The sequence below is a fragment of the Athalassotoga sp. genome (assembly GCF_049965695.1).
Taxonomy (GTDB): Bacteria; Thermotogota; Thermotogae; order Mesoaciditogales; family Mesoaciditogaceae; genus Athalassotoga.
This window is the reverse complement of the sequence record NZ_JBMFWB010000006.1, coordinates 48,707-73,297: the sequence shown is the minus strand read 5'-3', so window position 1 is coordinate 73,297 and position 24,591 is coordinate 48,707. Positions and strand designations below refer to the sequence as shown.

The 24,591-nt window shown below is 37.7% G+C and carries 28 protein-coding genes; 10 read left to right on the top strand and 18 right to left on the bottom strand.

From position 1 onward, the window contains the following. Positions 1–86: 86 nt before the first annotated feature. The 3 genes from ACP5NR_RS03165 to ACP5NR_RS03155 form a co-directional block, all read right to left on the bottom strand. Positions 87–1,349 carry an MFS transporter gene (locus tag ACP5NR_RS03165; protein ID WP_428005472.1) on the bottom strand — a complete coding sequence of 421 codons (1,263 nt, stop codon included), beginning with the start codon at positions 1,347–1,349 and terminating at the stop codon, positions 87–89. 122 nt (positions 1,350–1,471) lie between these two features. Beyond that, positions 1,472–1,783 (bottom strand): DUF2934 domain-containing protein, encoded by a 312-nt coding sequence (locus ACP5NR_RS03160; RefSeq protein ID WP_428005473.1) that lies wholly within the window; start codon positions 1,781–1,783, stop codon positions 1,472–1,474. Next, a complete protein-coding gene (locus ACP5NR_RS03155) occupies positions 1,780–2,148 on the bottom strand; it encodes a PadR family transcriptional regulator (protein WP_428005474.1) in 369 nt (122 codons plus the stop codon). The genes ACP5NR_RS03160 and ACP5NR_RS03155 overlap by 4 nt, the downstream gene beginning before the upstream one ends. Positions 2,149–2,321: 173 nt before the next feature. Between ACP5NR_RS03155 and ACP5NR_RS03150 the strand changes: the two genes are divergently transcribed. The 4 genes from ACP5NR_RS03150 to lpdA all read left to right on the top strand — a co-directional run bounded on the left by ACP5NR_RS03150 (position 2,322) and on the right by lpdA (position 5,659). Continuing rightward, entirely contained in the window at positions 2,322–2,642 is a 321-nt protein-coding gene (locus ACP5NR_RS03150) for an ArsR/SmtB family transcription factor (RefSeq protein WP_428005475.1), read from the top strand. Positions 2,643–2,655: 13 nt separating this feature from the next. Continuing rightward, positions 2,656–3,108, top strand: a complete 453-nt coding sequence (locus ACP5NR_RS03145) for an arsenate reductase ArsC (protein ID WP_428005957.1) — start codon at positions 2,656–2,658, stop codon at positions 3,106–3,108. A 1-nt stretch (position 3,109) separates the two neighbouring features. Beyond that, entirely contained in the window at positions 3,110–4,141 is a 1,032-nt protein-coding gene (locus ACP5NR_RS03140) for an arsenic resistance protein (protein ID WP_428005956.1), read from the top strand. Between the two features lie 108 nt (positions 4,142–4,249). Beyond that, positions 4,250–5,659, top strand: coding sequence for a dihydrolipoyl dehydrogenase (lpdA, locus tag ACP5NR_RS03135; RefSeq protein ID WP_428005955.1), 1,410 nt, complete (start codon positions 4,250–4,252; stop codon positions 5,657–5,659). Positions 5,660–5,710: 51 nt separating this feature from the next. On the opposite strand, the gene ACP5NR_RS03130 is transcribed toward lpdA, so the two are convergent. From ACP5NR_RS03130 to ACP5NR_RS03115, 4 genes are all read right to left on the bottom strand, one after another. Next, the gene (locus ACP5NR_RS03130) at positions 5,711–6,790 is read right to left on the bottom strand and encodes an arsenic resistance protein (RefSeq protein ID WP_428005954.1); all 1,080 of its coding nucleotides are present in this window, start codon (positions 6,788–6,790) and stop codon (positions 5,711–5,713) included. A gap of 321 nt (positions 6,791–7,111) precedes the next feature. Then, entirely contained in the window at positions 7,112–7,474 is a 363-nt protein-coding gene (locus ACP5NR_RS03125) for a carboxymuconolactone decarboxylase family protein (protein WP_428005953.1), read from the bottom strand. 4 nt (positions 7,475–7,478) lie between these two features. Further along, positions 7,479–8,504, bottom strand: a complete 1,026-nt coding sequence (locus ACP5NR_RS03120; RefSeq protein WP_428005952.1) for an arsenic resistance protein — start codon at positions 8,502–8,504, stop codon at positions 7,479–7,481. Positions 8,505–8,509: 5 nt separating this feature from the next. Beyond that, positions 8,510–8,941: an OsmC family protein gene (locus tag ACP5NR_RS03115; RefSeq protein WP_428005951.1), complete on the bottom strand. Its 432-nt coding sequence runs from the start codon at positions 8,939–8,941 to the stop codon at positions 8,510–8,512. A 297-nt stretch (positions 8,942–9,238) separates the two neighbouring features. On the opposite strand from ACP5NR_RS03115, the gene ACP5NR_RS03110 reads away from it, so the two are divergent. Both ACP5NR_RS03110 and ACP5NR_RS03105 read left to right on the top strand, forming a co-directional pair. Further along, positions 9,239–9,466 (top strand): glutaredoxin domain-containing protein, encoded by a 228-nt coding sequence (locus tag ACP5NR_RS03110; RefSeq protein WP_428005339.1) that lies wholly within the window; start codon positions 9,239–9,241, stop codon positions 9,464–9,466. A gap of 105 nt (positions 9,467–9,571) precedes the next feature. Continuing rightward, positions 9,572–9,712, top strand: a complete 141-nt coding sequence (locus ACP5NR_RS03105; protein WP_428005340.1) for a hypothetical protein — start codon at positions 9,572–9,574, stop codon at positions 9,710–9,712. On the opposite strand, the gene ACP5NR_RS03100 is transcribed toward ACP5NR_RS03105, so the two are convergent. The 6 genes from ACP5NR_RS03100 to gatC all read right to left on the bottom strand — a co-directional run bounded on the left by ACP5NR_RS03100 (position 9,702) and on the right by gatC (position 13,884). Further along, positions 9,702–10,670, bottom strand: a complete 969-nt coding sequence (locus ACP5NR_RS03100) for an ExsB family protein (RefSeq protein ID WP_428005341.1) — start codon at positions 10,668–10,670, stop codon at positions 9,702–9,704. The genes ACP5NR_RS03105 and ACP5NR_RS03100 overlap by 11 nt on opposite strands. Continuing rightward, a complete protein-coding gene (gene cysK / locus ACP5NR_RS03095; protein WP_428005342.1) occupies positions 10,645–11,469 on the bottom strand; it encodes a cysteine synthase A in 825 nt (274 codons plus the stop codon). The genes ACP5NR_RS03100 and cysK overlap by 26 nt, the downstream gene beginning before the upstream one ends. After that, positions 11,423–12,073, bottom strand: a complete 651-nt coding sequence (gene epsC, locus ACP5NR_RS03090; RefSeq protein ID WP_428005343.1) for a serine O-acetyltransferase EpsC — start codon at positions 12,071–12,073, stop codon at positions 11,423–11,425. Before epsC ends, cysK begins: the two co-directional genes overlap by 47 nt. 97 nt (positions 12,074–12,170) lie before the next feature. Next, positions 12,171–13,256, bottom strand: coding sequence for an alanyl-tRNA editing protein (locus tag ACP5NR_RS03085; RefSeq protein WP_428005344.1), 1,086 nt, complete (start codon positions 13,254–13,256; stop codon positions 12,171–12,173). A 12-nt stretch (positions 13,257–13,268) separates the two neighbouring features. Then, positions 13,269–13,607: a YraN family protein gene (locus ACP5NR_RS03080; RefSeq protein WP_428005345.1), complete on the bottom strand. Its 339-nt coding sequence runs from the start codon at positions 13,605–13,607 to the stop codon at positions 13,269–13,271. Beyond that, positions 13,597–13,884: an Asp-tRNA(Asn)/Glu-tRNA(Gln) amidotransferase subunit GatC gene (gene gatC, locus ACP5NR_RS03075; RefSeq protein ID WP_428005346.1), complete on the bottom strand. Its 288-nt coding sequence runs from the start codon at positions 13,882–13,884 to the stop codon at positions 13,597–13,599. Before gatC ends, ACP5NR_RS03080 begins: the two co-directional genes overlap by 11 nt. Positions 13,885–14,229: 345 nt before the next feature. Here gatC and ACP5NR_RS03070 point away from each other — a divergent pair, with 345 nt between their 5' ends. From ACP5NR_RS03070 to ACP5NR_RS03060, 3 genes are read left to right on the top strand one after another with little or no spacing between them, the layout of a single operon-like run. After that, positions 14,230–14,955: a glycerophosphodiester phosphodiesterase gene (locus ACP5NR_RS03070; protein ID WP_428005347.1), complete on the top strand. Its 726-nt coding sequence runs from the start codon at positions 14,230–14,232 to the stop codon at positions 14,953–14,955. A 24-nt stretch (positions 14,956–14,979) separates the two neighbouring features. Then, entirely contained in the window at positions 14,980–16,164 is a 1,185-nt protein-coding gene (locus ACP5NR_RS03065; RefSeq protein ID WP_428005348.1) for an MFS transporter, read from the top strand. Continuing rightward, entirely contained in the window at positions 16,161–17,132 is a 972-nt protein-coding gene (locus ACP5NR_RS03060; protein ID WP_428005349.1) for a hypothetical protein, read from the top strand. The genes ACP5NR_RS03065 and ACP5NR_RS03060 overlap by 4 nt, the downstream gene beginning before the upstream one ends. Positions 17,133–17,189: 57 nt before the next feature. Here ACP5NR_RS03060 and ACP5NR_RS03055 read toward each other — a convergent pair whose 3' ends face one another. The 5 genes from ACP5NR_RS03055 to ACP5NR_RS03035 form a co-directional block, all read right to left on the bottom strand. After that, a complete protein-coding gene (locus ACP5NR_RS03055; protein ID WP_428005950.1) occupies positions 17,190–18,632 on the bottom strand; it encodes an MFS transporter in 1,443 nt (480 codons plus the stop codon). Between the two features lie 7 nt (positions 18,633–18,639). Next, the gene (locus ACP5NR_RS03050) at positions 18,640–18,939 is read right to left on the bottom strand and encodes a DUF1844 domain-containing protein (protein ID WP_428005351.1); all 300 of its coding nucleotides are present in this window, start codon (positions 18,937–18,939) and stop codon (positions 18,640–18,642) included. Positions 18,940–18,953: 14 nt separating this feature from the next. Next, the gene (locus ACP5NR_RS03045; RefSeq protein ID WP_428005352.1) at positions 18,954–19,496 is read right to left on the bottom strand and encodes an acetate uptake transporter; all 543 of its coding nucleotides are present in this window, start codon (positions 19,494–19,496) and stop codon (positions 18,954–18,956) included. 231 nt (positions 19,497–19,727) lie between these two features. Beyond that, positions 19,728–20,873 carry an MFS transporter gene (locus tag ACP5NR_RS03040; RefSeq protein WP_428005353.1) on the bottom strand — a complete coding sequence of 382 codons (1,146 nt, stop codon included), beginning with the start codon at positions 20,871–20,873 and terminating at the stop codon, positions 19,728–19,730. Positions 20,874–20,921: 48 nt separating this feature from the next. Continuing rightward, the gene (locus ACP5NR_RS03035) at positions 20,922–22,784 is read right to left on the bottom strand and encodes an APC family permease (protein WP_428005354.1); all 1,863 of its coding nucleotides are present in this window, start codon (positions 22,782–22,784) and stop codon (positions 20,922–20,924) included. Positions 22,785–23,156: 372 nt separating this feature from the next. Here ACP5NR_RS03035 and ACP5NR_RS03030 point away from each other — a divergent pair, with 372 nt between their 5' ends. Continuing rightward, positions 23,157–24,476 carry an ABC transporter substrate-binding protein gene (locus tag ACP5NR_RS03030; RefSeq protein ID WP_428005355.1) on the top strand — a complete coding sequence of 440 codons (1,320 nt, stop codon included), beginning with the start codon at positions 23,157–23,159 and terminating at the stop codon, positions 24,474–24,476. Positions 24,477–24,591: the final 115 nt, after the last annotated feature.

Here is a 24,591-nt window from a genome sequence, read left to right as displayed (position 1 = left end):
ATATACCAATAGGATTTTGATTGTCAAGTGTATACCCGTATAAACGTCCTTTTTTTTACTTATTTTCTAATTATCTTTTTAGAATTTCATCTTTTTTCCGATAATTCAGCATGTTGCGTCAGTTCGAATTCATTAGATTTCACATACGATAACAACCAGATAAGAAAAGCAACTGTAATTGCTCCAAAGATCAAGAAAGAAAATTCATATCCTACCGTTGATATGATCCAGCCCAGTATCGGCATCAATGCGGCCATGATCATCATGCCAGAACTGAAAAAGGCCGTTGATGATCCTATTTCGTGGGATTTAAAAGTTGTATTTGCAAGTTGAAGTCCTATAGGCCATAATATGCCTTCAGGAATGCCGGCCAGAGGAAACACAAGGTAGAATAAAGGATGCCAAATTACGCTTAGCGGTAAAATTATTGCCGCACCGGCAGCAAAGATCATGGCGATCTCCATGTACCTTAACTTATTGCTTATCGGTGACTTTAACATCACAAATAGGCGTGCACCAACATTGAATGCAAACATCACGGCTATGAGATAGAAGATCTGCTGTGGCGTGAAACCGAGTATTTTACCGTAAAGGACTCCAAACGAAAGTACTATGAAGTAAGGAATTTTGTTTCCGAGGGCGGCTATCAAAGAAGCGTTGAAGGATTTGTTCTTATTGTGAAAAAGAAAATTCAACGCGGTCGGATGTGTACCTTCTTCGGCTTCGGAACGGTGTCCAACATATTGAAGACTGTGTTTGCCATGGAGGAATAGCAAAACAGGAATTGCAACAAAGGCCATTATCGCAAAGATGGCGAACATGTATTTGATGTTCAACACCGACAAAAGTATACCTGTTGTGAATGGTGCTATGATAAGTGCGGTGGAAACCCAAAAAGAAAAAGCAGATTGATCGATTTGCCTTTGCTTTTGATCTTTTGATGCCATACCACCCATTGTCATAAGAGCATCCATGTATATACCGGTTATGAGGCCGTCCAGTGTCATCAAGGCATAAATCTCAATTGCACCGTGAATTACAAGATATAAAGGCATCGTTAATCCAAGTATCAACAAAGAAATTGCAACGAGGCTTCGGAACTTAGAAGGTGAAATTTTATGCACGATGAAGGCGGCAAGGCCAAAGGCCACTCCAAATAGTGCAAACGCAATACCCACTTCAGTTGCGTTTAGACCGAAAAAGCCTGCTGTATAACCTATTGCCGTTTGATAAAATTGAAGCATGTATCTCCCGAGAAACGCAACTACGATGATAAGCCATTCTGTAACACTTATGAGATTTATGGATAAGCCCAATTTACGCAAATCTTTTGAATTTCCTTTTTCCATAAGCGATCACACTCCTTTTTATTATATTTATGTATAGATAAAATTTTATATAAATGATTATTCACTTATTACAGTAAAAAAATAAATCTTAAAAAGCCCCTATCCTTTTATAAGGCGTGAATTTATTCTTCAGATTCTTTTCCTCCGAAATTCTTCATGTGCCTTTTTTTCATCATTTCAGATCTGCCCATCATGCCTTTCCCTTTTGCATCCATTTGTTCGTTGTCTTTTTTCTTTTCGTCGTTTTCGTGAAGTGCTAACACTATTTTCTTAGCGTTTTCCCAGTTTTCAAGATCTTTATCGGGCACTTTTCCGCTTATCTCCCAAAGATGGTAGGCCACTTTCGCTATTTCATCATGAAATTTCTCTTCAGGATTTTCATCCATTTTCCTCACATTCCTTTCTTGATTTTCATTTTCTTCGCGATTTTTCATTTCACATCTCCTCCATTATCAATCTTTTCGTAAATGTTTATTACCTTTTGGTACATTTCCATGCTGTTTTTCAACTCTTCTATGAGATTCTTCAAAGTCTTTTTACCATCTTCCGTTATGCTGTAAACGTGTTTTGCAGGACCTGGATCAGATGTGTCCCATTTTGATTCAACAAGGCCGTTCATTTCAAGCATTCTGAGAATTCTGTAGATGAAAGTTTGATCTTTTGCCGAAATTCCAAACTCTTCCATTCTTTCAACAAGTTCATATCCATGAGATGGTTTTTGATCGATCAAAAGCAAAGCAACGGTAAAAGTTGGATTCATCTTCATGCCAATATTTTCAAACTTACTTGATTTGATCATGTTTTTAACCTCCGTTTCCGATCAATAATATCACTATATAGTCAAAATGTCAATATCATAATTTAGACTATATAAATTTAAAAAGGTTCAAAGTATACTCACTGACTTTTAATGGAATTTTAAAATTTGTATTATATAATTATATATGTAAATATAAGAATATGAGGTGAGAGATGATCACAAAGAATATCGGTATCGCTGATATTTTGAAAGTACTGGCAGACGAGACAAATTTAAAAATGCTTTCATTTTTAAAGTTAAGGGGAGAACTTTGCGTTTGCGATCTCCAAAATTTGCTCTCCACAAATCAACCAAATGTTTCGAGACATCTGAAGGAATTGATGAACGTAAATCTTGTAACCGTAAGGCAGGATGGAAAATGGCATTATTACGCTATCAAAGAAATTCCTTCATTTTTGGAAGAAATTCTTAAAGTTGCAATACAAGAGTACGATCTTGAGAGTGTAAAATTCGAATCTCAAAAATGCGATTAAGAAGGAGGAAATCATGAAAAAAAGTGTTCTCTTTATATGCACCCATAATTCTGCGAGATCACAAATGGCAGAAGGATTTTTAAGGTCTATGTATCCAGACAAATATGAAGTTGCGAGTGCCGGAACGATAGCCTCTCATGTTAATCCATACGCCATAGAGGTTATGAAAGAGATCGGAATTGACATATCAAATCACAGATCCAAGAGTATAGAAGAATTCAAAGGGAAGACATTCGATTACGTCATCACCGTCTGCGACAGGGCAAATGAGACATGCCCGTTTTTCCCGGGTAAGGTTCATATCCACAGAAATTTTGAAGACCCGGCCCTCGCCACAGGATCTGATGAGGAAAAACTTAAAGTATTTAGAAAGGTGCGCGATGAGATAAGAGCATGGATAGAAGAAAATTTTGGTAAAGGTATGATCGATTCTAAAGATGTATCATCTTTTAAGATAGAAGGATAAAATGGATAAAGCGAATAACAAAAGCCTTGCAAAGCAACTTGGATTGAAAAATATTCTTTTTCCTGTTTTTGTCGTAGTTGCCATAATCATCGGTCTTTTGCTTGGAAGATACACTAAAGGCAACGAGGAAATATCGACGTATGGTATACCTGTCGGATTGTTTTTCATGATATATCCGGCGATGGTCAAAGTCAAGATTTCCGAGCTTGGAAAAAGTTTTAAAAACATAAAAAGCGTTGGCTTAATGGTTGTTTTGAATTATCTCGTTGCCCCATTTCTTGTTGCGGGTCTTGCCTATGCGTTTTTTTACATTTTTTACGCTTTAGGATTAATCTCTTCAAATATGACACAGCAGGCGATAGTTGGGATAATATTGCTTGGAGTGGCTCCGTGCATAGCGATGGTCATGGTTTGGACGGATATGTCAAAAGGAAATATGTCGATGGCTGTGTCTTTTGTGGCATGGAATTCTATAATTCAAATAATAATGACGCCGTTTCTCATATATCTTCTTGCAAGAACGAAAGTATCGATAGATCCGTCTTTGATACTTCAAAGCATTCTTTTGTATTTAGCCCTGCCTTTTTTTGGTGGAATACTGACAAGATACCTTTTACAAAAGAAATCCTATTTCGCAAAAGTCACGAATTTGCTCGGAAACGTGCAAACAATAGCCTTGCTTTTCACAATTCTGGTGATGTTTTGGAGCGAGGGATATGGAATAATTGAATATCCTTCTTTGATATGGATGGTCGCAATTGTCATGCTTTCATTTTACTTTTTGCTTTTCAACGTTGGATACCTTACTGCAAGAAGGTTCAAGTTCAATTATGAAGATTCAACATCTATAGGATACACAGTTGCGGCAAGGGATTTTGAAGTTTCAATTGCAATAGCCATAACGGCTTTTTCAGCATACCCATTTGTTCCAATTGTGACAGCAATAGGGCCTTTACTCGAGATTCCTCTTATGCTTTTGCTCGTTATGCTTCAATTGAGAAGAAAAAGGAAGATAGAAAATACTACGAGTTGATATTTTACAATCATAAAAATTAGCCCCCTTGTGGGGCTTTTTTTGTTACAAAAGTGGTAGAATAGTTATGGTCATAAGTTCATTATTATTCTAAAGAAGGTGAAGTTAGTGAAAGAAATGGAATTTGATGTTGTAGTCATCGGCGGTGGCTCTGGAGGAACACCGGGCGCGAATTTGCTTGCGAAGAACGGTCTTAAAGTGGCTCTTGTGGAAAAAGGAAAAGGCCTTGGTGGTACATGCCTTTTTGAAGGATGCATCCCTTCGAAGATCTACATCGAAAGTGCCTCAAGGTATAATATGCTGCGTGAGATGGAAGACTTCGGAATCGATGGCACTTTTGATTTCAAAGTTGATTTTCGCAAGATAAAAAGCAGAAAAGAAGAGATTCTTAAGGGAAGAACAGAAAGAGCGAGTAAAGGAGCCACCAAAAACCATTTGAATGTTTTTTACGGTCTGGCCAAGATATCGGGCTCGAATACGGTTGACGTTGAAGGAAAAGACGGAGATATAAGGTTTAAGTTCAAAAAACTCATTATAGCAACCGGATCTGAAGGAGTAAAAATACCCATTCCGGGTAATGAATTGTGTTTGTCTGTTGAAGATATCTTTGAACTTGAAGAAAAGCCTGAATCAATCGTGGTAATTGGCGGTGGATACATAGGCGTGGAAATGGCCTCCATGTTTAGAAGGTTGGATACAAAGGTTACCATAATAGAACTTTTGCCAAGACTTTTGTCGACGGAAGATGTAAACGTGAGTATGGCCGTGGCAGAAGGACTTCAAAATTCAGGAATCGATATTCACGTCAACTCAAAAGTGATCTCGGTAGAAAAATCATCATCTGGATTTGCGGTAAAATATTCTGAAAATGGAGAAGAAAAAGTTTCTTATGGTCAAAAGGTCTTGATGGCAGCAGGCAGAAAGCCAAGAACAAACGGTATAGATCTTGGAATACTTGGAATAGAAAAAGGCAAACGTGGTGAGATCCCCGTCAATGATTACATGCAAACCGTGAATGAGAATGTTTATGCCCCAGGTGATGTAAATGGAAAACTTATGCTTGCCCATGCTGCAACAGTCGAATCTTTAACGGCAGCGTACAAGATCCTCGGGAAGGATATGGAGATCAATTATACCGCTATACCACACGCGATCTTCAGCGATCCGGAAAGTGCAAGTGTCGGGATGGATTCGACGAAGGGAAAAGAACTTGGATACGAAGTTTTTAGATTTCCCTATTCAGAGGATGCTAAAGCACTTATAATGGGAGACAAAAAAGGATTTGTTCAATTTGTTGTAGATTTTCAAAATCACAAACTCATGGGCACCCAGATAGTTGGGAAGGAAGCCTCTGAATTGATAGCAGGACCCACACAGGTGATAAAGGTGAACGGTACACTTGAAGACATAACATCTTGTGTCTATACACATCCGACTTTGAGCGAAGTTATCCTTGAAGCGGCAGAAAGCGCTTTAAGTTTGCTTGGGAAAAAAGTATCAAAGACAGAAAAAGTATAATCACTTATTTGTGAAAAAAGCCCCCGATGGGGGCTTTTTCGTTTTGAGTTATTATTCTGCCGATTCGTCTTCTTGGGATATTTCTATTTCGTGAAGTTCGTACTCATTTACGAGTTTGCTTGATCTTTTTGAAAACCATCCGGCTATCTTCCAGTGCATCTTCATGTATGTAACAAGAAATGGAATTTGCAGTAAAGGCGTTATGGCTGCCGGAATTGCTGCAAGTCCTATGCCCGCTCCAAGTGCTATTGCCATCGCCGTTCCCTCGTTTTTGCCGGTAGCCGTGAAAGTAAGAGCCATGTGATCTTTGTATTTAATTTTGAAAGCGATATCTACCAAGGTAAAAACTAAGAGAGTTATAACATAGTAAAGTGATAATGGTGCAAGTGCTATGAGTATTTGTTCCCATTTTTCAATGATCATCTGTGATTTTTCCATGAATATCAAAAATATTATCGCATACATTCCCAAAAGAGATATCGCAGGAAAAGATGCTTTAGCCCTTGCAAATGCTTTTTTCCCGCCCTTTAGCATTATGGTTTCTCTCGTTGCATATCCAAGGGTCATAGGAATTGCAACTATTATTATCAACGTTTTTATGATGTCATACATAGGTGCTGCTACATGATAACTACTTCCGAAAACAGATAACCACATTGGAACTGTTAACAATGCTAAGATGAAGGAAAAAATCACAAGTACGGTTGCCAATTCTGTATTTCCCTTTGAGAGACCTGTATAAGCAATTGCCATTGACGAACAGGGTACAACAACCGCCAATATTAAGCCAAATGCGAGAGTTGAATTAATTGGTATTAAAAGAGTAAGCAGGTAAATGATTATAGGTGGATAAACCAAACCCATGATCAGACCAAAAATCAACAACCTCCACATTCTAAAAGATTTTGTCATTTCTCCCATGTTAATTCCAACCATCATTGGATAAACCATTCCAACTACCACAACAAGGTTAAGGACGCTAAAAAGCGAATTAGAACCCGCTATTTGATTAGATAGCGGTAAACCTAAAAGCAGTCCTACAACCATTGAAACTGGCACGTAAAGTGGAATGAATTTATCCAGATGTTCTTTGAATTTCTCCATCTTTCCTTTTTGGTAAACTTGCGTCATTCTACATTACCTCCCCTTTTTATCTATCCTAAAGGTTCAAAGGAATTAATCATGCTAATACAAATTATGTTTTGTTAATGTTGACAAGATTATGCATGATATCATTGAGAAAATTCAGTGTTACGTTCGTTATTTTCTCGTAGATGAGTGCAAGTTCAATGCTTTTTTAGATTTCAGATTATTTGCCAGATTAAAATTTACATTTCAATTTTAAAAGAACATCGTGTGATGCTCCCCTGTATTGATCCGTCATCTTATAAATTAAATGGAAATATCGCATTGGCAAAAAACAGAAAAAAGCCCCCAATAGGGAGCTTTTAATCAGTTAAATTGATCGCATGCGTCTATTACCAATTTTATATGTGCCACCGCCGGACCACCGCCCATTACACCCGCAACCATCGCAGATTCTATTATTTCTTGCTTTGTTGCTCCTTCTTTTATTGCGTTTTTAACATGGTAAGCGACGCAATAAGGACATTGAGTAACAACGCTTAAGGCTACGGATATAAGTTCTTTAAATTTTGAAGATAATGCACCATTTTTTTCTCCGGCCTTTACAAATTCTCCAAACCCTTTGATGTATTCCGGAGAATTTTCTCCCAAAGTTTTCATTACATCCATGAACTGGTCGTAATACCTGTTCATATCATCTGAAAGTTGTTCACTCTGAGTCTCAGACATATTCTCACTCCTCATTCTTTTGAATTTCTCCCAATGGTAAAACCTCGTCTTTCGGTTTCATAAAGTATTTTTCTATCGGCTTTTCAAGATGTATGTACACAACGAGTATTATCATCTGGAAGATGGGTAAAACTGCCGCTGGAATTGCCACCAGCGGATCAAAGGCCATTGTTGCTATGGCAACGGCCGTGCTGTTGTTCTTACTTGTGCTTAGAAAAACTATGCCCATATGATCTTTGTAAGACAAACCGGCTTTTTTATCGACAAAGGTTGTCAATGGAAGCATTATCCCAAGATACAAAAGCGTCACAAGCGATAGATCCACAAGAATATCCCATCTTTGAATCAGTAATTCACCTTTCATGAAAAAGATAAGGCCTATGACTCCAAACATGAAAAGCATCGTACTTGTCGAAAGCAAAGAATTTATCTTTTTTAAGCCATTATTCCCCATGAATTTTATGACGGCGAATCTTGTCAGTATTCCCAAAATCATTGGAAGAATTATGAGTAAAAGGATACTTTGTAAAATAAGCATCATGGGTATGGCAACACCCTTTGTCATGAAAGAAAGATAAAGGGGGGTTAGAACAGGAATCAACAAGAAACTTATCGTCTGGGCTATCGTTGCGGTCTCAACACTCCCTTTGACGATGCCGGTATAACCAACACTCGAAGATCCAACTGGCATAAGCATCACAAGCATGAAGCCTAACGAAAGCATCGCGTCGTGAAGGAAAAGGTAAGATAGCACAAATGCTATAACGGGAGTAATTGCGTAATTGTATATAAGACTCAGGCCAACGGCTTTGGGCTTTCTTATCATTTTTGGTATTTCTTTTAAATCAAGATTGACCATCATAGGGTATATCATGAAGAAAACAAAAACGGTAACAAGATTTTTGAATATCAGCGTGTTGTCTTTGGCGACAGGAGCATACATTATGCCCAGTCCCCATCCAACGGCCAGCGCTATGATCGAATATACAATAAGATATTTTTTAAGATTTTTAGCAAAGGATTCAAACAATGAAATCACTCTCTTTCTTTAATATTTTCTATTTCAATTTTTTGAATTTTCCCAACAATTTCAACTGAATCTTTCAATGTATTGTAAGTCGTGCTGTATTTAGAGGTATAATCGAAAAGTTTTTCAAGTTGTTCTTCACTGCCGTCTGTTTTTATATGAATCGTGTATTCTATTTTGACAACTTTTGGTGGATCTTCCTGTCTGTAGACCTGCAAATCGACGCTCAGATCGGAAAAATTCATTCTCATCTTTTTTGCTATTCTTTGTGCGTTTATCAAAAGACACGATCCGAGTGCGTTGCCTATAATCTCTGCCGGTGAAAATCCATAAGGGTGTGTACCATCGTCACGCACATCCGAAATAACCTTTAGGTCTCTTGCATCTGCAAGTGCAATTCCATCTTCAACGAGAGTTTCTTTGATTTTGAATATCTTCATCTTAACCTCCATATCGTTTTGAACTTATGCTCATAATCTATTCTAAAATACTCTTGTTTCGTAGGAATTAAAAATCAAATAAGATTTTAAAAATATTGCGCGACGGAGAATCGCAAAATAGTAAAATGATCATTGAACGTTAAAAACATAAAACATCATGCCGCGGATATTTCACGTTTGAAATTTATCAAGCATATGTTGCATGGATCCTTGACATAAAAGGTCTTGATATCGTATACTCTATATAGGTATATTTATAGAAATGATTTAAGGAGATGATTTTAGGTGGCTTTAAAAGTGAAAATATATTCGACTCCAGCTTGTCCTCATTGTAAGGCAGCAAAAAATTATTTCAAATCTCTTGGAATATCTTTTGAAGATGTAGATGTTTCGAAAGATCAAAGAGAAGCGGAAAGAATGGTTCAAAAAACCCATCAATATGGTGTGCCGGTTATAGAACTTGGCAATCAAATTGTTATAGGTTTTGACAGGAATAAAATTGACAGAATATTAGGGGTGAGGTAAAGGACAGAAGAATTTAGAATTTACATTTCCTTTCTTGATAAATTCCTTTACATAAGATCGCATGCTTTACAAAGGTCTGTAGAAAGAGAAATTGGTATTGAAAGTTTGAAAGATATGATTGAATCAAAAACTTCTTCCGCAATTTTGCAAAGCAACGGAAGAATAAGAATTGAAGATGAAAAGATCGTCGCCATAATTCAAATAGAAGGTGACGATCTTGTTTTGATAACCGCTTTCAAGAAATGAATTCGTAGTCGACAACTTCAAAGGTATTTAACCTGTTGTTTTTTGAAATTTTCCAGTCCACAAAAATTGGAAATGCGAAGTCGGGTTTTAATCTTCCGTTTTCGATCCAGTACCTTGCTTTCTCATCGTTATATATACCCGGATTTGCAATGATTTTAAGTTTAATCGGTTTATTTACTATTTCTGTTTTTTCTATTTGAGGAATTGCATCGATGATATTTTTTATCTCTGCCAAAAGTTCAGAACTTGGCAGAGGTTGGAGATTCACGAGTGCAAAATTCTTTGACAGCGGTCCGATTATCTTTACGTTTGCAACTGAAAAATTCGCTGAAGACGATTTAACGATATTCATGAGTTGAACGTTGGACTCGTAAACCGCTTTGCCATGAAATTCAGAAGTCATCATCTTAAGCAAATGTTTTAAGATGCAGCCTTCTCTTCGTGAATTTTCTCCTATTTTTTCTATTTTCAAGCCCAAAAGATTTGCAATTTCTTGAACTTCAGATCTTGAAAGATGTGAAATTGGAGAATATATGCCATCATTTACTTTTATCCCTTGCTGCCCCCATGTATCTTCAAATTCCGATCCGGTTGCGACTATACCATCTTTGGCGTAATGTTTCACACTCTGAAGTTTTGGCCCTCTTGTGCAAGCGTTGCATGCCGGACCTGATTTCCATATTTTCTTTTGCCATTCTGATGCATCAACAAAGACATGCTGTAATCCTGCATCAGATGAAAATTTTTTTACTATTTCAATTGTTTGAGGATAGGTAAAGTCAAATTTTGTCGTCACAAGTTCAACTTTTTCGCTACCTAATGCCATCTTTGATAAAATTGCAACAACACTTGAATCAAGACCTCCTGAAAAAGCCACGTAAAGTTTTTTGTCTCCGACCGTATTTTTTATGTCATCAATTATGAAATCTATATCACCAGATAGAGAGATATTTTTCACCTCCGTCCGGTGCTATCACAACGATCCTTTTCAAATTGAAATGATCGATGACCTTTTTTGCCGCTGCCACTGCTGCACCGGAGGAAATTCCAAGAAACAAACCTTCCTTTTTTGAAAGGTAAATTGTCATGTCTTTTGCTTCATCAGTTGAAACGGTTAGCACTTCATCCACAACGGATGGATCGTAATTCTTGGGAATAAATCCCGCTCCTATTCCTTGAATTCCATGAGGAGATGGTTTGCCTCCAGATATAACCGGCGATTCCGATGGCTCAACTGCAAATATTTTAATCTTTTTTGAATGCAACTTCATGAACTTTCCTATTCCGGATACAGTGCCGCCAGTTCCAACCCCGCATACCACAGCATCAAGTTCGTAATTCATCTGGGATAAAATCTCAGGACCGGTAGTCAAAAAGTGGATCTTTGGATTTGATGGGTTTTCAAACTGGTTAAGCATTGTTGATCCGGTATTTTCAACAATTTCTATCGCTGTTTCAATTGCACCATTCATTCCTAACTTCGCAGGTGTCAAAATAAGTTCTGATCCGTAAAGTTCGAGCAGTTTTCTTCTTTCGATCGTCAGATTTTCTGGCATTGTCAAAATGACTTTTATGTCATGATACGCACCTACCATCGCAAGGCCTATGCCTGTATTTCCGGAAGTTGGTTCAACTATGGTAGAACCTGCCCTTATAAGATTGTTTTCCAAAGCATCATTTATCATTCCAAAAGCAGTTCTGTCCTTTATGCTACCTGCTGGATTCGTCTTTTCCAACTTTAACCAAATTTGATTCATCGTTTTTAAGTTCACAATCGGGGTCTTTCCTATCAGAGAAATCAAATTCACGCATTGTCACCTTCTTTTCTATGATTTTTGCTGGATTTCCAACGGCAGTTGCGAAGGGAGGAACATCTTCAAGCACAACTGCATTTGCACCTATCTTTGATCCATTTCCGATCGTTACAGGTCCTAATACAACTGCATTCGCACCTATCACGACATTTCTACCGACGGTAGGATGTCGTTTTCCATTCATTACTCTTGCCGTTCCAAGAGTGACGCCATGATATATTAACGTTCCACGACCGATAAAAGTTGTTTCTCCTATCACGACACCTATACCGTGATCTATGAAAATGCCACATTCTATTTCTGCGGCAGGATGAATATCCATCCTGTAAATTACACGGTTTAAATACCTAAAACTCATGGCCACAAATTTCATATTTGACATCCAAAAGAAATGTGAAAATCTGTAAAGCATCAAACCATGAAAGGAAGGGGAAAAGAGAGAAATATCGAGGCCAGACTTAACGGAAGGATCTAACTTCATTCCAAGTCTGTAATCTTCCTTTATAGCACGAAAGGTAATTTCAAGATTTCTGAATAACAAGCGCACCCCATAAAAATCATCTCCTAAAGTGGACAAATATACTCGTGAATACTATAACATAAAGTGCGCGAAAAAACAAAATAGTGACGAGTGATCAAAGATCTTATATTTGTTTTAACGCTTCTATAAATTGACTTGGATTTTCCACTGAAAATCTGTAAATCGGGCCGCTGCCGCCACCTTTGGCCTTCAAAGATTTTGCACAATTCATGACTTTTTCTTTGTCACACTCTGGAAGAGACACAACGATGTTATTCGTGTTGTTTATCTTTATCGTGTATGGGATGTCCTGCCTTATTCTTATCAAAAATGATGCGACAGATTCATCAAGTTCTAACACATCGAAAGGCTTCAATGTTTTAGCCATGTATTGCGCAACAATTTCTGACAACTTCTTAAGAGATGAATTTTTTTCTTTTGATTCGTCAAGGCATTTTTGTATTCTCGCTTTAAGATCTACCCATGATGCATCAAAAATTCTTGCACTTTCGTAGACCATCTTTGATTTTAAATCGTAGTCTTTGAGTGCCCTTTTGCCTGCCACAAACCATATTCTTAGAAAACCGCCCTTTACCCTTTCTGAATGTGTTATCTTTATGATACCTATTTCTCCCGTGGAAGAGACGTGAAAGCCACCGCATGCATTCAAATCAAAGTTGTCTATCTTTATAAGTCTTATATTTCCACTTTTAAGAGCCTTTTCAGAAAGATCTTTTCTGAGATCGTATTTTAACGCTTCATCGGGACTTACGATTATCTCCTCAACACCGAAATTCGAAAACACTATTTCATTTGAAAATTCTTCGATTTTTTCTATGTCAAATGGTTTATCAAGATCGATTGTGGTCTCTTCTTCTCCCATGTGAAAACCGACTGTCTTTGCATCGTACATTTTTTCTATCGCTGCAGATATTATATGCTGGGCTGTGTGTTGCCGGGCAATTTCGGATCTTCTTTCCATGTCTATTGTGATTTTAACATCAGAATTTATCGCAAGAGATCTATCAACTTCTATCATTTCGGAGACATACAAAACAGATGCTTCACCTATAAAACCCCGATCTCCTATTTGACCGCCTGCCCCATCTTCATAAAACGGATTTGGATCTATTTCAACGAAATGACGATTGTTTTTGTAAATGTAATTTTTTACTTTTGCATTTTTAATTTCGGGTTTTGTAAAATACATTTGACACCTCCATCACGAAAAATCCATCGCAACGTCTTTAAAATGGTTAATTTTTCCATCTTTTGAAATTGCGATAACGTCTATTCTGTAACTTTCAGATTTAAAGTCTCCGTGAATTTTTATGAAAGCATTTGCCGTACGTGCGATTTTTTCGAATTTGTTTTGGTTAACCCTTAGGTAAGCATCGGCAGATCCGTATTTCACTTCAACAAAAACAAGGGTCTTTTTATCGATTGCTATTATGTCTATTTCTCCGAGTCTTGTCCTAAAATTTCGCTTTAGAATTTTGTAGTGTTGAGAATTTAAATACTCAGATGCTATATCTTCTCCGATTTTCCCATCATTTTGCATATATCGATGGAATCAAAACAAGATCATCTTTAAGGTGTGGAACGAGTTTTAAAATTTGAGATGGATCTTGTTGATCTGATCTGTCTTCTCTTGGAATCATTGGATCTTCCATGGGCGTAAAAACCGGTTCGTATCCGCTTACGTCAACTTCGTCCAAAAGTTTCATGTATTCGAGAATTTCATTCATATCCGTTTTCATCTTTTCTATTTCTGAACTTTTCAATTTTAATTTTGAAAGGTTTTCAAGATGATCTATGAGTTCATCGTTGATCTCCATTTTTTTCCTCCTTCTCAAGCGTATAAGTATATAATATCACAAGGAAGGTGATAAGATGAAAACATATGACATACCCCCACCGGCTCTTCAAGAAAACTGATTGTATATCAAACTCATTTTAAAAGTCGAATAGTCATTTACTATAAACGGAGAGCAGGATGCCTCAATCAGTGAGTGGTGATGAGTAAAGAGTGAACAGTCTGTTAAATTGACAATTGTCAATTGAAAATTGCCAATTCTACGTGCCACGAGCCACGTGCTGTGTGCCAAATCACCTGCCGGAACGGTGATTCGGAATTTGAAACTGACTTAGTATGCTAAAATAGGATAAATCGGAGGTGAAATATGTTAGTTTACGGTCATAGAGGATACAGCGCAAAATATCCTGAAAACACTTTGCTTGCCTTTCAAAAGGCCATTGAATACGGATCGGATGGAATAGAATTGGACGTTCATCTCACAAAAGATAAGAAAATTGTCGTGTGTCACGATGAAACGATAGATAGGACTTTTAATGGAGAAGGTCTCATTTCCGAGATGACTTTGGAAGAGCTCAGAAAGTATAACTCCCATGGTCAAAAGATTCCAACGCTTGAGGAGGTTTTCGATCTGATAGGTCCTGTTTTTAGAATAAACGTTGAACTTAAAACCGATGTCATAGATTCGGATGAACTTGTCGAAAAGACAGTGAAATTCATCAAAAACAGAAATCCAGACAGGGTGCTTGTTTCTTCCTTCAATCATAAAAGTATTTCTTATGCAAGGAAACTCGATCAAAGTTTGAAATTAGGCTTTCTTTTTGACGAAAGTCATATAGATAAAATTTCAGAGATAAAAAAGAAAAGTGTTGAACTCGGTATATTTTCTTACAATCTCCCCGTCTACGCGAAGGGTTTGAAAGAAATGGATGATATCATTGAGTTCGGAAAAGATAAAGGTATAAAGATAATCTTTTGGACGGTTAACGATAAAGCAGAAATGGAATATGCCATCGAGAAAGAGGCTTATATGGTTATAACAAACGAAGTTGAACTTATTAAAAATATCTTGAAAAAAAAATTAGAATCATGAGTCTCAATTTTCTTCGGTGATCATGTGAAAAGAAGTTATTTTCATCTTTATCACCTGTTTTCCAATAATTTTTCGATACTTTCTTATTTACTAACATCGGCCATAAACTCTATTGCCGCAAAATGGGGTTTGCCTTTTTCAACGATAGGCCTTATAAATTTCGCCGGAGCGTTGTCTTACATAACGGCAAGTCTTTTATTTGGAAGAATGGGAGATCGTTTTGGTCAAAAAAAATTGTTGATATTTGCCACGATGATCTTTGGTGCTTTTAACGTTTTAGGATTCTTTTGGTCTACCATCGCAGAACTCTTTATTTTTGCGGTAGGTCTTAATTTCTTTTTCGGAACGTTTTTTCCACAGATAGAAGGATTGCTTTCGAAAAGGGAAAGGCAAATCGGAGTTGATCCGGCGGCCACAATAAACAGATTTACGCTTTCTTGGAGTACTGGAAATATAATAGGCATGGCTTTGGGTCCTTTTTTGATAGTCAGGTATCCTTACATTACTTTCGGATATGGAATCATCTTGAGTTTTGTCGCTTCTTACATCTTAAGACGTGATTTTAAGAAACACGGTGAATCCATAAACTTTAGGCCAGTCAACAGTCTCAAAATTCCATCCAAACCTATAGATTTCCCCAAAATAGGTCTTTACAGAAAAGTCTACAGATTGACTCTATTTTTATCAGGCCTTATTTATTCAGCGGTACTTTCGCTTTTCCCAAAAGTCATAAGTATGAATGGCCTACCAATAGGACTTAGCGGTTTTTTGATAGTGGGTGCAAACATAGGAGTTTTAATGACCTTTTTGATACTTGGAAGGTTCAAAATTTGGGTTGCTAATCCAAAGATATCTATGATCTTTATGGTGGTTTTCCCGATGACTGTTTTCCTTATATTCATGCCCATTTCTCCTCTTATCTTTTTTCTTATTTCTTTGTTTGCCGGCATGAGTTACGCCGTTCCTTACACTTACGCCATATTTTACGGTCTTAATTCTCAGGATGAAGATGAAGGAAAGCAGGGTGGATTTCATGAGGCAATAATAGGTATGATCTTTGGCGTTGGACCTTTGCTTGGCGGTGTGGCAATTCAAATCGCAAATGGTTTAACAGGTCTTGGAATAATGGCACTCGGAATTCTTGGCGCAATTGCGTCCGTTCAAATATGGTTTGTAAGAAAAATTCATGCAAAGCAGGTGATCTTATGAAGATGTTCGATATTGTTTTATTACTCGGACTTCCGGCGTCAGGCAAGTCTGAAATAAGAAGGCTTATGGCAAGCATGTCAGATCAAGAACTGGAAAAAGATTTTCACATTGGGAAAACGATAGACATGGATGATTTTCCATATGTCTTCATCATGCGAAAGATAGATGAATCCTTAGAAAACATAAATCAGCCAAGACTTTTTTATTTTTCGGATGAAAAACCGTTTATCGATCCGAGAGATTGGCTGACGCTTGTGCATTTACTTAACGAAGATTATCGGGATTTGAAACAAAAGAGCATGTTCAAGGATGAATTACCTTCGCATTTTGTGATGAGAAGAATAGATATGGCCGGTCAAAAGGTGGGAATTCAACCGAGATTGCAAAAATTAAGAAAGGATATCTTAGACCAAATTTCTAAATCCATCGAAAAAGATGCCGAAGACCTGCTTGAAGAAAAGTACAAAACATATCCCGAGACATTTGAAGGTAAGACCATAATGATAGAATTTGCGAGAGGTGGTTCGGACGGCTCAAAGATGCCGCTTGATTTTCCATTCGGATACGCTCATTCCCTTGCGCAACTTGATGATGATATTCTCCGGAAATCCGTCATATTTTATAACTGGGTAACTCCAGCAGAATCAAGAAGAAAAAATTCAGAAAGGGCTAATCCGGATGATCCGGGATCTATTTTGCATCATGGCGTTCCGATAGAAGTTATGTTGAAAGAATACGGCACGGATGATATCTTCTGGCTTGAAAAAATCTCTGAAAAGTCAAACACGGTGACGGTCATCAAGGATTCAAAGAAATTTATGATCCCGTTGGGCATTTTCGATAACGGATCTGACAGAACGACATTTTTAAGATCGGATCCGGATCTTTGGGATAAAAACAAAGTAAAAGAAATAAAGCAGGCACTTAAATCAACCTTTGATCTGCTTTTTCAAATTCAAAAAAGTTAAATGTTTTTCTCTATTCCCTAATGTCTAATCCCTTTTTTTCATATGCCCGTCAACTGCTTACACATCGCCATTTTTATTTGTGATCTGCCTTTTTGTTCTCAGAAGCGATGTGTAAGATCCGATAAGACTAAGTATTCCAGAAAAGATCATGATGGCCCTAAAGCCATTTTCAAATGTTGACGCATCAATTCCGGACTTAACCGTTACACCTGAAAAAATCTGAATGAGCATTGAATGTGGGATGCTTACGGATAAAATGGCGCTTGCAAGTGCGAGACTCAAAAGTTGGCCTGTGAATCTCATCGTTCCGAGTGTGCCGGAAGCAACCCCGACTTTGTTTGAACTCACAGATCCCATGACAGAATTTGTGTTTGGTGCTGAAAATAATCCAAAACCTATTCCAAGTATTCCAAGAGGAATTATCATCGACAAAATTCCGCTTTTGCCGTTTATGAAGGCCAAAATGAAAAAGGCAATTGCTATTATAAGCATTCCGGCGGAGGCTATGCCCCGTGATCCATATTTGTCTGACATCTTTCCACTTATGGGAGAAAAAACGACCATTAAAATAGGTTCTATCATGAGAATCATTCCGGCGGAAAATGGTGAATATCCAAGGATTATTTGCAAAAAAATCGAAAATATGAAAGTTATGGAAAAGGTACTTACATAATTCAAAAATGCCGTAAAATTTGCCGCTGAAAAAGTTCTATTGGTGGTAAACAACGAAATGTCTAACATTGGATTTTCTATATGCCTTTCAAAGAAGACAAATGTGACAATCAATGCAAGTCCTATAACAAGAAGATATATGGTACTGAAAAAATTGTATATCTGTCCCAAACTCAGATAAAGTACGATTGAGAAAATGCTACCCGTGAAGATCAAAGAGCCTATTGAATCTATCTTTTCTTTCTTTCTAATTTCATCAATTCTTGTCCTTTTCATGTAAATGAAAGTTAAGACCAGCGCGACAAGTGCTATTGGAATGTTTATGATAAAAATAGCCTGCCACGGGAAAAACTGTGTCAGTATTCCGCCTAAAACGGGGGCCATGGTCAGGCCCAGATACACCGACATGGCATTTATGCCGAGAGCCCATCCTCTTTTTTCTTTTGGATAGACAAGGCTTATAATGGCCGTTGAATTCGTGCCTATCAGAGCACCCCCGAAGCCCATAACGAAACTTGACAATATCAAAAAGTAAATGTTGCTCGCAATTGAAGCAAGCAATGTCCCAAATGAGAAAACGATGAACCCTATTCTGTAAAATCTAATTCTGCCGTACATATCGGACAAACGTCCAAGCAGGATCATAAAAGTCGGCAGGGCGATCAAGTAAGCCATCGGCACCCATACTATATCTGTGAAATTTGAATGAAAAGTGCTTGCTATTTTTGGTACGGCGAAACTTATCAAACTGCTCGTGAAAGGGGTTAGAAAGGCCCCCAAAGAAGTTACTATAAGAACTCTGATCCTGAAACTGTCATCATTTGCCACGATTAATTCACTTGAATTGATTGACAAAGTTCAGTTTAAGATTTGCCACTTGATTTTTCAGTTCTTTAATTTCATTCTCATCGACTTTGCTTTCCAACGCTTCGGTCATCTTTTCAAACAAATCTATAAGCATTTTAGCGTCCTCTTTTGATTTATGGAACTCGCCGTCAGTATCTCTTATCAAGCCAAGCGATATCCATGCTTTTTCTTCGATGATTCCCAAAGCAAAGGTTACAAGTTCTTTAGGAGAAAGATAAATTTGTTTCTCTTCATCAGAATTGAAGTTTTTATTTTCTTCTTCCGACATTCTTATCATCCCTATCAATTGAATTGGCTTTTTATCGCTAAATACATACCGTACCACGCTACAAGTGCTGTTACTATTCCTTCGTATCCTGCCACCGTTGTCATGATTTTGCTACCTGTATATTGGGCTATGTCGAGTAAAAGAAACAGAAAAAACACAAGGATGAAGATCGATATGGTCGTTTTATCTTTTGTTCGGAAAGAAAGCAACGACATTATGGCGCTGAAAATAGTCCATGAAACAAAGGTTATGCCAAGCACAGGGCCTAAATCGGTTGGACTCATGAGATGAATTGTGGGAGCATACATGAGAAATGCAAAGGCCATCCAGAAAGCACCGTATCCTGTAAAGGCTGTCATTCCGAATGTGTTGCCTGTTTTGAATTCGAACAAACCGGCTATAAATTGGGCAAGCCCTCCATAAAAAATTCCCAAGGGTAATGCCGCAAGTAAAGCCTGAGGAACAAGTCCTGCGTTTGCGACGTTTAGAACAAATGTTGTTAAAGCAAATCCACCTAATCCAACCGCACCCGGATTAGAAAAATTTTCATCCTTCATTTTTTACCTCCATTTTATTTTTCATATACTAAAACTACTTTAAAAGCCGAATGTTTATTTACTGTAGCGAAGGGCAGGATGTCTTCGAGGTTGGCCTCCGCAGCAACGCGAGGACCAGACACCGAGAGGACGCCTGCCATCGCTACGATTCGGAATTTGAACTTTGTTTGGTATACTTTTCAAGTTTATCATGTTTATTATAATCTCACATCTTTAATATAAAAGATCATTTTACCCATCCTTTGCGAATTTCGCGAAAGGAAGAAAAACTATCAAAAATATTCCAAGTGATATCCATGCAATGGTAAAAGAAAATTTTGATGCGGTGAATGTAAACAAATACGGTGCCACGGATCCAACAGAAATCTGGATTGAATTTATAAGTGCAATTGAAAGCGGCAAAAGACGTTCCGGTATTTCTCTGTATCCTGCCGGAATTGCGTAAAGTACCGAAAATATCCCTGCCGATAACAAACCAAGTAGCGTTGTGTAAATCCATATCGTGACACCATTTGTAAGAAAAATAGTCGATATGAGAAAACACGTAACGAGAGAAAGTAATATCATAAAACTTTTTCTTCCCTTTAATTTGTCCGATACCATGCCAATCAAAGGGCCACCAAAGGCTCCGGCAATTAAAGTAAGCGAAGAAACAAGTCCGGCGAGATCTCCGTTCATTCCCCGCGTTTTTACAAGATATGGACTTAAAAATTGTGCTGATGCGAAAAAAGCGCCCCAAAATCCGGCAAGACTAAGGCCAATAAACCATACATCCTTATTTCCAATAACCTTTTCCCATTCGATTTTCTCTTTTTTCATAGAATCCGGAGGAAGTAAAGCATGGTTTTCTATCGTTATGGCAATGCCTATAATACCTCCTAAAATAAGAGCCCATCGCCATCCTGCCAGAAGCGCTATTGAATTCCAGACGGCAATACCTATTCCGGCACCGAAGTTAAAGGCTCCGTTGTAAAAGCCCATTGCAAGACCTTTACTTTTATCCGAGAAGACGTTTTTTATTATGCCCAGGGCTGGCGAGAAATACATGGCAGCTCCAACACCCACAAAAAATCTAAAGATCATTATAGATGAAAGGTTCCAACTTAATCCAGATAAAATAGACATCACCGAAAGCAAATACATTCCTAATACAGCGACACGTTTATTTCCCACTTTGGCTGCAAGGAGGCCCGACGGTATTTGAAATATGCCCGCTCCGATCAAAAAAGATGTTGGGATTTCTCCCAACTTTGAAAGCGGAATAGCCAAAGAAGACTCTATAAAAATATAGAGCGGGGATATGTTGTACCAATTTAGCGCATATATTGCCCTTGAAGAAACCAACGACGTAAAATCAAGCAAAGTTTTTTTATTCATTCTTTGAATATATTCTCACATTGAATATCATCCTGTCAAGCATGTAACTTAGGTTTTAGCCGGATTTGATGATCTGTTCACCTCTTCAATTGCAACTTCAAGGTCTTCAGTTTTATGTCCCGCTTTAAGTGCAAAAAAGTATATTACAAGATAAACTCCTATCATCAAGATAGTATCCCATGGAAATGGTATAATTGTGCGCATTCCAAATGCACCAAAATAAGATACAAGTTCTGTTACAAAAAACATTCCAAATAACCAGTACGAACTTGTAAAGAGTATTTTATATTTCTCCGAAACTTTTGATGCCGTAAGCATTGTGAATGCGAACCAAATAATGGCCATTGAAACCAGTCCAATCAAGAAGAAATCTGTTTTTGTGTTCATTGATTCTTTGGAAGCAGGATAAAGTACAAATAGGTAGTTGAAAACGAGGATAAAGCCAGTCAATATAAACTCGACGATGCCAACGGTGTAAGCGAATTTTTTGGGAAGATCGAGTTTTTTTGGCGCGTACAAAAGATAAAAAACAGGTATACCAAGCAAGACGGTGTAGAAAACCATCGTAAGCGTTGAAATGCCTGACCAGTACATTATCAGTGCACCAGCGACAAAGCCTATTGGAGCTATCAAAGAGGCATAAGGCAATTTAAATGGTCTATAAAGATTTGGAGCATGTTTTCTGAAAGTCATAAGCATGACAGGACCCATCAAATAAGTTAGGACCATTGAACTCGATATGAATCCTATAAAAAGGTACCATGATGGAAATGGGAGGAAAAAGATCATACCAAGCAATGTTGCAGTTATAAGTGCGATGTAAGGAATTTTTGTCTTTTTATGTATTTTGAGCAAAGAAACAGGATAGTATCCATCTGCGGCTATACCATACAGTGTACGTGCACTGCTGCCTGAATATATCCATCCGGTTCCGGCAGGCGAAACAAAAGCGCTTATGAGCAGAAAGTACGCAAAGGCTCCAAAAAGTGCTATATTTGCATCCTGCAATTCCGTAAAATAAGGTGCAGAACTCAGAGAACTGGTTGTAAGAGTAGACCAATTAACTCCGGCAGGCCATTTCAGGGCTCCAACGAAGGCGATTTCCAACATGGTGTATAAAAATATGGATACCACGATAGATAAAATAGTTGCTATCGGTATATCTCGTTGGGGGTTTTTGGCTTCACCGCCAAAGTTCAATGCCTGTCTGAACCCGAGAAAAGAAAATACTATACCTGCAGTTGGAATGGCATAAAAGATACTGCCAACTCCTGTTGGGAAAAAGCCGCCATAATTTACAAAATTTGATTTGTTGAGTACAAAAAACAGAAAAGCAAAAGTAAAAACTGGAATTATGAATTTGATCCACGTCATAACCGTGTTGAATTTGGCAAGAAATCTTATTCCAAACCAGTTAATGAAGAAAAAGGCGATCAACATAAGCACACCGTAGAATATACCAAGAGGTGTCAAAACGGATACACCACCTACCGTATGAAAAATGCCCTTTACGTAAGTCGATGCGTAAGAAAGAATAGCCTCTGATTCAACTGCCGGAACTGTTAAGGCTCCAAGTAGATACGCCCATCCCATTATGTATCCGACATATCCTCCATAAGCGTAGTGTGGATATCGGACTATGCTTCCGCTTTTTGGCAAAGCACTTGTTATCTCGGCAAATGTAAGTGCTATGAAAAGCACTATGCCTCCACCTATTATCCATGAAATTATAGAAGCAGGACCAGCAACACCAGCAGCGGCTATACCTCCCAAAAGCCATCCGGATCCGACTATTCCGCCCAACGATAAAAAGAAAAGATCCTGGAGTGTGAGAGATTTTCTGAGTTGTTTGTCAGATTCGCGCGCGATTTCTTCCGCAGTTTCTTTCCCGTTAATACTGACTTTTGCCAATTAAAACACCTCCAAAGATAATAATATTGCGTCAATTATAATAAATAATCTAAAATTTTAAGTTATAAAAATATATATTTTTATTGACGATTTATATTTTTCTTAATTTATGAACAATATATTGTACATTTATATCGGCATGTTGACATTTAAATGTATCTATGATATACTTACAAAGTACGTAAGGCAGAGAATAAGAGAGAGCCACGCACATTTTGTGTGTGGCTCTTTTTAAATAAGAGGGAAAAATACGTAATCTTTATACACATAAAAGTTAATCTTAAAGAAAAGTAGATAAAAATGGGATAAAGATCAAAGTGCATATTAGTTAATGTTAAAAGCACTATCTTTAAATAAAAGGAGATGGTTAAGATGTTACGTAAACTGTTACTGGTAACCGTGTTTGTGATCCTCGCTTCAGTGATCTTTGCAGCACCTATAACCTTGTATATTTGGCAGGGAGCGGGTACAACTTTTACAAAAACGCTTCAAGATCTTTGTAATCAATATACGGCTTTGAATCCGAACGTAAAAGTTGACGTTCTGTATACTGGAAGTTATCATGATACCCTCACAAAAACCATATCGGCAGTTCAGGGAGGAAATCCACCAGACCTTGTAATGATTTATGATGTTGGAACACAGGTTATGATGGACAGTGGAGTTGTAATACCTATTCAGGATATGATAGACAAAGATCCTTCTTTCGATATCAATACAATAATTCCGGCTGCGAGAAATTATTACTCTTACAATGGAAAACTTTACAGCATGCCTTTCAATTCTTCTAATCCGGTTATATATTACAATAAAAATCTATTTGAAAAGGCGGGACTTAATCCAAACGATCCTCCAACAACTTTCGATCAATTCATTGCCGATGCTCAAAAATTAACAGTCAAAGATAGCAGCGGGAATACCGTTCAATATGGTTTTACCTTTGGTACGGCAGAGCCGATTGCATGGTTTTTTGAACAATTCCTTGCGGTACAGAATGCTCTTTATTTGAATAACAACAACGGTCGTACAGGAAGAGCGGATAAAGCCGTTTTTGACAGTCCTGCAGGCGTAAGAGTTCTTGATTTCTTCAACACAATGGTACAAAATGGATCTGCTATAAATGCAGGAGCAGGATGGGACAACGCTGAAAGTTTATTTCTGTCTCAAAGAGCCGCGATGTTAATAGATACCACTGGAGATATAACGATGATGCTTCAAGGCGCAGGAAATAAATTCAACGTTGGAGTCATGTTCCTTCCACATCCATCTGGTGTTCCTTATGGAGGTGTTATAGTCGGTGGCGCGAGTTTATGGATGTTAAATACACATAACACTCAAAGAGAGCAAGCCGCTTGGGATCTTTTAAAATTCCTTGAAAGTGCCGATGCACAATCTCAATGGAGTGCTGCGACGGGATACTTCCCGATAAACAGAAATTCGATAATAAAACTTCTTTATCAGGGATATTATGCTCAAAATCCTGAATTCTTAGTTGCTGTCCTTCAACTGCTTATGTCTACTCCGGACGCGGCAACAAGTGGCGCATTATCTGGTGCCATGCCTGATATAAGAACGGCTGTAAGTGATGCTTTTTCTAACGTCTTCTCAAAATCAATGACGGCTGATCAAGCTTTGCAACAGGCTCAAAATCAAGCCGACAAAGACCTTGCAAATTATAACTCACTTTACTAAATAAATCTTTTAAAAGAGGGTATCTTCTTGATACCCTCTTTTCTATAGGGAGTGATGATCTTGTCAAGAAAATTGATTCCGTATTTATTACTTGCACCAACATTCTTAATAATCA

What these genes read in the sequence shown, in the direction of transcription:
- ACP5NR_RS03085 (WP_428005344.1), bottom strand. Translation starts at nt 13,256, where the DNA reads ATGTATTTTACAAAACCCGAAATTAAAAATGCAAAAGTAAAAAATTAC.
- ACP5NR_RS03145 (WP_428005957.1), top strand. Translation starts at nt 2,656, where the DNA reads ATGAAAAAAAGTGTTCTCTTTATATGCACCCATAATTCTGCGAGATCA.
- ACP5NR_RS03050 (WP_428005351.1), bottom strand. Translation starts at nt 18,939, where the DNA reads ATGTCGGAAGAAGAAAATAAAAACTTCAATTCTGATGAAGAGAAACAA.
- ACP5NR_RS03080 (WP_428005345.1), bottom strand. Translation starts at nt 13,607, where the DNA reads ATGCAAAATGATGGGAAAATCGGAGAAGATATAGCATCTGAGTATTTA.
- ACP5NR_RS03140 (WP_428005956.1), top strand. Translation starts at nt 3,110, where the DNA reads ATGGATAAAGCGAATAACAAAAGCCTTGCAAAGCAACTTGGATTGAAA.
- ACP5NR_RS03030 (WP_428005355.1), top strand. Translation starts at nt 23,157, where the DNA reads ATGTTACGTAAACTGTTACTGGTAACCGTGTTTGTGATCCTCGCTTCA.
- ACP5NR_RS03125 (WP_428005953.1), bottom strand. Translation starts at nt 7,474, where the DNA reads ATGTCTGAGACTCAGAGTGAACAACTTTCAGATGATATGAACAGGTAT.
- ACP5NR_RS03040 (WP_428005353.1), bottom strand. Translation starts at nt 20,873, where the DNA reads ATGAATAAAAAAACTTTGCTTGATTTTACGTCGTTGGTTTCTTCAAGG.
- ACP5NR_RS03150 (WP_428005475.1), top strand. Translation starts at nt 2,322, where the DNA reads ATGATCACAAAGAATATCGGTATCGCTGATATTTTGAAAGTACTGGCA.
- ACP5NR_RS03130 (WP_428005954.1), bottom strand. Translation starts at nt 6,790, where the DNA reads ATGACGCAAGTTTACCAAAAAGGAAAGATGGAGAAATTCAAAGAACAT.
- ACP5NR_RS03115 (WP_428005951.1), bottom strand. Translation starts at nt 8,941, where the DNA reads ATGAAGATATTCAAAATCAAAGAAACTCTCGTTGAAGATGGAATTGCA.
- ACP5NR_RS03045 (WP_428005352.1), bottom strand. Translation starts at nt 19,496, where the DNA reads ATGAAGGATGAAAATTTTTCTAATCCGGGTGCGGTTGGATTAGGTGGA.
- ACP5NR_RS03155 (WP_428005474.1), bottom strand. Translation starts at nt 2,148, where the DNA reads ATGATCAAATCAAGTAAGTTTGAAAATATTGGCATGAAGATGAATCCA.
- cysK (WP_428005342.1), bottom strand. Translation starts at nt 11,469, where the DNA reads ATGAATCAAATTTGGTTAAAGTTGGAAAAGACGAATCCAGCAGGTAGC.
- ACP5NR_RS03160 (WP_428005473.1), bottom strand. Translation starts at nt 1,783, where the DNA reads ATGAAAAATCGCGAAGAAAATGAAAATCAAGAAAGGAATGTGAGGAAA.
- ACP5NR_RS03165 (WP_428005472.1), bottom strand. Translation starts at nt 1,349, where the DNA reads ATGGAAAAAGGAAATTCAAAAGATTTGCGTAAATTGGGCTTATCCATA.
- ACP5NR_RS03060 (WP_428005349.1), top strand. Translation starts at nt 16,161, where the DNA reads ATGAAGATGTTCGATATTGTTTTATTACTCGGACTTCCGGCGTCAGGC.
- ACP5NR_RS03070 (WP_428005347.1), top strand. Translation starts at nt 14,230, where the DNA reads ATGTTAGTTTACGGTCATAGAGGATACAGCGCAAAATATCCTGAAAAC.
- gatC (WP_428005346.1), bottom strand. Translation starts at nt 13,884, where the DNA reads ATGGAGATCAACGATGAACTCATAGATCATCTTGAAAACCTTTCAAAA.